Consider the following 6,548-nt stretch of genomic DNA (forward strand, 5'->3'; position numbering starts at 1 on the left):
CTGGCACGGCGTGCTGGCCGATCAGGCCGCCAGCCCTCGACGCCTGGGCTGGTCCGCCCCGCGAGTCGCTTATGCGCTGGTGTTGGGCGTGGCGCTGCTGTGGGGTGCCGGGATGTTGCTGTCCTTCGTCAGCAACCGCGGGCAGATCGCCCTTGTCCAGACCGCGCTGGCGACCCTGGAACAAGCGGGCAGCGGCGACGAACAACTGCTGGCGTTCAACGAGTTAACCCGTGAACTGGGGCGCCTGGACTACCGCGCCGCGCACGGCACACCCTGGTACCTGCGCTTTGGCCTCAACCAGAACGACCCACTGTTGGCGACGCTGTGGCCACGCTATGTAGAGGCCAACCAACGGCTGCTGCGCGACCCGGCCGTGGCCAAGCTGCAGCAGCAACTCAAGGCGCTGATCCAGCTGCCACCCGCCAGCCCCGAACGCGCCAAGCGTGCCCCGGCCGCCTACGCCCAGCTCAAAGCCTACCTGATGATGGCGCGCCCGGAAAAAGCCGACGCGGCTTTCCTCGCCAAAGTATTGGTCGAGACCCAGGCGCAGCGCGCCGACATCACGCCGGGGCTCTGGCAGGGCCTGTCACCCGGCCTCTGGCAGTTCTATGCCGAGCAACTGGCGGCCCATCCGGCCTGGCGTATCGAGGCCGACCCGACGCTGGTGGCCCAGGCCCGTCAGGTACTGCTCGTCCAGTTGGGCCAGCGCAATGGCGAAGCCAGCCTGTACCGTCAGGTGCTCGATGCGGCAGCCAATCACTACCCGGCCTTGGGCTTGCAGCAGATGGTCGGCGACACCGACGCCCGCGCGCTGTTCGCCACCACGGCCAGCGTGCCCGGGGTGTTCACCCGCCAGGCCTGGGAGGGCCAGGTCCGCCAAGCCATCGACGAGGTGGCCGAGGCTCGCCGCGAGGAGATCGACTGGGTGCTCAGCGACAATCCCGCCAGCCTCGCCGCCGACTTGAGCCCGGAGCAACTCAAGGAACGCCTSACCGAGCGCTACTTYCAGGACTACGCCAGCGCCTGGCTGGACTTGCTCAATCGCCTGAACTGGCAACCGRCACGCAGCCTGGATCAGGTGATCGACCAGTTGACCCTGATGAGCGACGTGCGYCAGTCGCCGCTGATCGCGCTGATGAACACCCTGGCGTACCAGGGCCAGGCCGGCACTCGCGGCCCGGCCCTGGGCGCGTCGTTGATCCACTCCGCGCAGAARCTGATAGCCCAGGACAAGGTGCCGCTGATCGACCAACAGGCCCCCGGCGCGAGCGGYCCGCTGGACGCCACCTTCGGYCCGCTGCTGGCCCTGTTGGGCAAGGAGGCCGAAGGCAAGAACGACAACGACCGGCTGAGCCTGCAGGCCTTCCTCACCCGCGTCACCCGGGTACGCCTGAAACTGCAGCAGGTGAGCAACGCCGCCGACCCGCAGGAAATGACCCAGGCCCTGGCGCAAACCGTGTTCCAGGGCAAAAGCGTCGACCTCACCGACACCCGCGCCTATGGCAGCCTGATCGCTGCCAGCCTGGGGGCGGAGTGGGGCGGGGTCGGCCAGACCCTGTTCGTGCAGCCGTTGGAACAGGCCTGGCAACGAGTGCTGCAGCCGTCGGCGGCAAGCCTCAATCGCCAGTGGCAACGGGCGATCGTCAGCGACTGGCACGGCGCGTTTGCCGGGCGTTATCCGTTCGTGGCGACCACCAGCGATGCGTCATTGCCGATGCTGGGRCAAATGATCCGTGCCGACTCCGGACGCATCGAGCAGTTCCTGCAACAGCAACTGGGCGGTGTGTTGCGCAAGGAAGGCCAGCGCTGGGTGGCCGATYCGCGGCACAGCCAGGGCCTGCGCATCAACCCGCAGTTTCTCGCGGCGCTCAACCAGCTCAGCCACCTGGCCGATGTRCTGTTCACCGACGGCGGCCTCGGCCTGGGGTTCGAGCTGCGGGGCAAGCCGGTRCGCGACGTGGTGCAGACCACCTTCATCCTCAACGGCGAAAAACACCACTACTTCAACCAGAAGGAAAGCTGGCAGCGCTTCAGCTGGCCTGGCTACAGCGACCGTCCGGGGGTGAACCTGACCTGGACCAGCGTGCAGGCYGGCGAGCGYCTGTTCGGTGACTATCAGGGCACCTGGGGCTTGATCCGCCTGCTGGAACAGGCTCGGGTCACCACGCTGGACGACGGCGACAGCCACTACCGCATGGTGCTCAAGGCCCCGGACGGCCTGGGCCTGACCTGGCACCTGCGCACCGAACTGGGCGCGGGACCGCTGGCGCTGCTCAAGTTGCGTGGGTTCAAGCTGCCGACGCAGATTTTTCTCGGGGTGGGCAACAACGCCGAGCCTCATGCACAGAAGGGGGAGGTGCCATGAGCTTGCAAGGATTGATCAGCAGCTGCCTGGGCGAGCGCGATGCCCTGGCACTGGCCCGGGAAACTTCAGGGCGCTGGCAAGCCTGGTTGCAACCCATCAGCGCAGATGCCCCGGTGGGTGAAGATCCCGGTTACGACGATGATTTCCAGCGCATGCGCGAAGAGGTCAACAAGTTGTCCGGCGCGGACGCCGAGCGGGTGGCGCAACTGGCTGAAAAACTTCTGCGGCAAAGCTGCAAGGACCTGCGCGTCGCCACTTACTACCTGTGGGCCCGCTTGCACAAAGACGGCGAGGCCGGACTCGCCGATGGCCTTGGCCTGCTGGCCGCGCTGGTCGGGCATTACGCGCAGCAGGTGCTGCCGGTGCGGGCCAACAGCCGCAAGATGGCCCTGGAGTGGCTGGCCGGCAGCAAGGTGCTGGACAGCCTGTCGCTGTATCCGGAGGTTGTGCGCAGCGAAGCTGAGCGCACGGTCGCGGCGCTGGCCTGGCTGCAGCAGGGGCTTGACGCCTGGCCGCAGGACCAGCGCCCGGCGTTGGGCGCGCTGTATGCCGCGTTGTCTGCACGGTTGGCGCAGTCCGGCGGGGTGGATGCTCTGGTGCCGCAGAACAGTGCCAGTCATGAAGCAAACACCCCATCGGATGTGCCGGGTGTCACGTCCATCAAGTCCGGGCGCGATCTGTTGGACAGTGGCCGGGCCCTGGCGGGCTATCTGCGTGAACAACCCCAGGGCTGGCTGGCGGCCCATCGGCTGATGAAAAGCCTGCGCTGGGACACGCTGCATCAGCCGCCGCCTCAGGACATCAACGGCAATACCCGTCTGGCCCCCCCACGTGGTGACTACAAGGCACAGCTCAAGCGACTGCACCTGCAGCAGAACTGGCAGGAACTGCTGGATCAGGTCGAAGGGATGTTCGCCGAGGGCGTGAATCATTTCTGGCTGGATCTGCAGTGGTATGTGTACCAGGCGTTGAGAAAGCAATCCGCGCCGCTGGACAGCTGGGCCGATGTGGCCAAGCGCGACCTGGGGATGTTCCTTGAGCGGCTCCCGGGCTTGGAGGCCCTGTGCTGGAGCGACGGCACACCGTTCGCCGACGAGACCACTCGCGAGTGGATCGCTCAGCATGTCAGCGGTAATCAGACCCAACAGTGGTTGCCTGCTCCGGCGACGACAGCCATCGAGGCAGATACCGGGATCCTGTCCCTGGAAGCCCAGGCTCTGGCGCACGCCGACAGCGATGGGGTGGAGGCGGCGCTGGCCTGGCTGGCCGCACGGCCCGACGTGCACACAGGCCGTCAGCGCTGGCTGCTGCGCCTGTTGATGGCGCGGGTGGCCGAGCAGTACGGCAAGAGCGACCTGGCCATTCACCTGCTGGGTGAACTGGATGCCATCGCCCAGCGCCAGGCCCTGGCGGAGTGGGAGCCGGACCTGAACTTTGAGGTCAAGGCCCGTCTGCTCAAATTGCTGCGCCTCAAAGCGCAACGCAATGATGCGGATAAACCCGCGCTGGCCCGGCGCATGGACGCGTTGCTGGCGGCGCTGGTAGCCATCGATCCGGTACGCGCCGCAGTGCTCTGCGGCTGAACCTCATTTATCAGGATTTATTTGTGAACACGGAAAATCTGACGCTGCGTTATTTCGACGCGGAGATGCGTTACCTGCGCGAGGCCGGCAAGGAGTTCGCAGAGGCGTTCCCCGATCGGGCCGCGCAACTGAACCTGGATAAACCAGGGGCGCAGGACCCTTATGTGGAGCGCCTGTTCGAAGGCTTTGCCTTCCTCATGGGACGGCTGCGTGAAAAGCTCGACGACGATTTGCCAGAGTTGACCGAAGGCCTGGTCAGCCTGTTGTGGCCCCATTACCTGCGCACCATCGCTTCGTTGTCGATCGTCGAACTGGCGCCGGAGTTCGCGCAGATGAAGCTCAGCGAACGAATCGGCAAGGGCTTTGAAGTGCTGTCGCAGCCCATCGGACCGCAACGCACCCGATGCAGTTACACCACCACCCAGGACCTGACATTGCACCCGCTGGCCATGGCGTCTGTACGACATGCCCAGGAGCCGGACGGGCGCTCGGTGCTGCGCCTGCGCTTTGCCTGCGGAACAATGACCGACTGGAGCCAGGTCGACCTGAGCTGCCTGCCGCTGTACCTCAATGCCGATGCGGCGTTGGCCAGCACGCTGCATCAGGCGCTGACTCTCAAGGTTCAGGCGCTGTACGTGCGATGTGCGGGGGAGTCGGATCGCCAGGCGCTGGAGGGCCATTTTGCGCCCAAGGGATTTGCCGACGAAGATCGTCTGTGGCCCAAGGGCGACAGCGCGTTCAGTGGCTATCAGTTGTTGCTGGAGTACTTCACGTTCCGCGAAAAATTCATGTTCGTGACCCTTTGCGGACTGCAGCACCTGAACCTCAAGCCAGGTACACCCTGGTTCGAGCTGGACGTGGTCCTTGGCGAGGCATGGCCGCATGGCTTCGATCTGAGTGTCGAGCACATTCGCCTGCATGCCGTGCCGGTGATCAATCTGTTTGCGCTGGAAGCCGATCCACTGGAACTCGCCCCCTTGCAAACGGACTACCTGCTGCGCCCCATGCGTCTGCAGGACGGCCACACCGAGATCTATTCGGTGGATCAGGTCACGTCTTCGAAGAACGCCGAGCGGCATGACTATGTGCCATTCAGCAGTTTTCGCCACAAGGGCGGCATGCTGCGCGACGAGGCGCCAGAGCGTTATTTCCATACGCGTTTGCGCCAGGGCGCCAATGGTTTGCATGACACCTGGCTGATTCTGGGCGGCGAAGGCTTCGATCAGGACCGGTTGTTTCAGCGTGAAGGCCTGTCGTTGCGACTGACGGGTACCAACGGGCAACTGCCGCGCAAGGCCCTGCAAAGCACGCTGCTCGATACCGTCGCGCAGTCCGCTCAGTCCCGCTTGCGGGTACGCAACCTGTGTGCACCCACCTTGCCGTGCTATCCGCCGAACCGTGACCGTTTCCATTGGCGGGTGCTCAGTCACCTGGGTTCGAACTTCCTGCCGATGCTCGACAGTGCCGAGGTGTTGCGAGGCACTCTGGCGCTGTATGACTGGACGGGCAGTGAACTGAACCGGCGGCGCCTGGAAGCGATCGTCGAGGTCAGGCATCACCTGATCCAGCGTTTCGAGAAGGGTTTTCTGCTGCGTGGGGTGGATATCGAAGTGACCCTCGACGCCAACGGCTTCTGTGGCGAAGGCGATATCAGCCTGTTCGGCGAAATGCTCAATCGCTTCTTCGGCCTGTATGCCGACATTCACCTGTTCAACCAGCTCACGCTGATCCTTCAACCGACCGGGAAGTGCTTGCGATGGAACGAGAACCACAGTCAGCGTATTCCCGGTTGAAAGCCGGCGGTTTGCTGCAAACGCTGCAGGGGCGGGTGGCCGAGGCCAGTCTGTATCGTTTCTGTCAGTTGCTGGAACAGTCATTGCCCGGGCATCCGCCTTTGGGGAGTACCGCGCGTGTGGCGGATGATCCGGTGCGGTTTCGACCGGATCCCGGCATGGGGTTTCCGGCCGGCGAATTGAAGTCCATCGAGGTCGATGAGGAACATCCGCAACGCCCGGCCACGGTGCGTACCCGCTTGCTGGGTTTGTACGGTGTCGATTCACCGATGCCCACGGCGTTCGTCGACGACATTGCCCAACGCCGGGAAGGGCACGAGGCACTGGAAGCGTTCCTCGACATTTTCAACCACCGGATCTTCACCCAGTTCTACCGGATCTGGCGCAAGTACTCGTACCCGGCCACATTCGAATCCGGCGCGACCGACAAGACCTCGCAGTGTTTGCTCGGCCTGATCGGCCTCGGCATACCCGGCACCGCCGGGCGGATCGCCACGCCGATTTCGCGTTTTCTCGCGTTGCTCAGTGTCATGCGTCTGCCAACCCGAAACGCCGAAGGCATCAGCGCATTGGTCAGGCTGCTGGCACCGAACACTCAAGCGCGGGTGACTCCACACTGGCCTCGCAAAGTCCCTTTGCTGCAACCGGCCGGTCTGTCCGCAAGCCACCCCGTCAGCCTGTCCCAAGGCACGCCACTGGGCCATACCGGACACGACGCCAACAGCCAGTTGCTCCTTGGACTTTTCACCGAGGACACCCGCGAGGCCAACGGCTGGTTGCCGGGGGGACAGTTGCACAGTGACCTGC

General features: G+C 64.6%; 4 protein-coding genes. All 4 read left to right on the forward strand.

The genetic code is table 11. From position 1 onward, the window contains the following. Positions 1-2,365, forward strand: a 2,365-nt coding sequence (locus AC1DVH_RS24520; protein WP_477755995.1) for an ImcF-related family protein, incomplete at its 5' end; no start/stop codon positions are given. After that, a complete protein-coding gene (gene tssA / locus AC1DVH_RS24525; RefSeq protein WP_477755996.1) occupies positions 2,362-3,948 on the forward strand; it encodes a type VI secretion system protein TssA in 1,587 nt (528 codons plus the stop codon). The genes AC1DVH_RS24520 and tssA, both read left to right, overlap by 4 nt. Before the next feature lie 23 nt (positions 3,949-3,971). After that, on the forward strand, positions 3,972-5,741 hold the full coding sequence (gene tssF / locus AC1DVH_RS24530; RefSeq protein ID WP_477755997.1) for a type VI secretion system baseplate subunit TssF: 1,770 nt from the start codon (positions 3,972-3,974) through the stop codon (positions 5,739-5,741). Next, on the forward strand, positions 5,705-6,548 hold an 844-nt coding region (tssG, locus tag AC1DVH_RS24535; RefSeq protein ID WP_477755998.1), incomplete at its 3' end, for a type VI secretion system baseplate subunit TssG. The genes tssF and tssG, both read left to right, overlap by 37 nt.

This window comes from Pseudomonas sp. P4_C3 (genome assembly GCF_056402075.1).

Excerpts from the sequence above, each read along its gene's own strand:
- tssA (WP_477755996.1), top strand. The coding sequence starts at position 2,362 with ATGAGCTTGCAAGGATTGATCAGCAGCTGCCTGGGCGAGCGCGATGCC.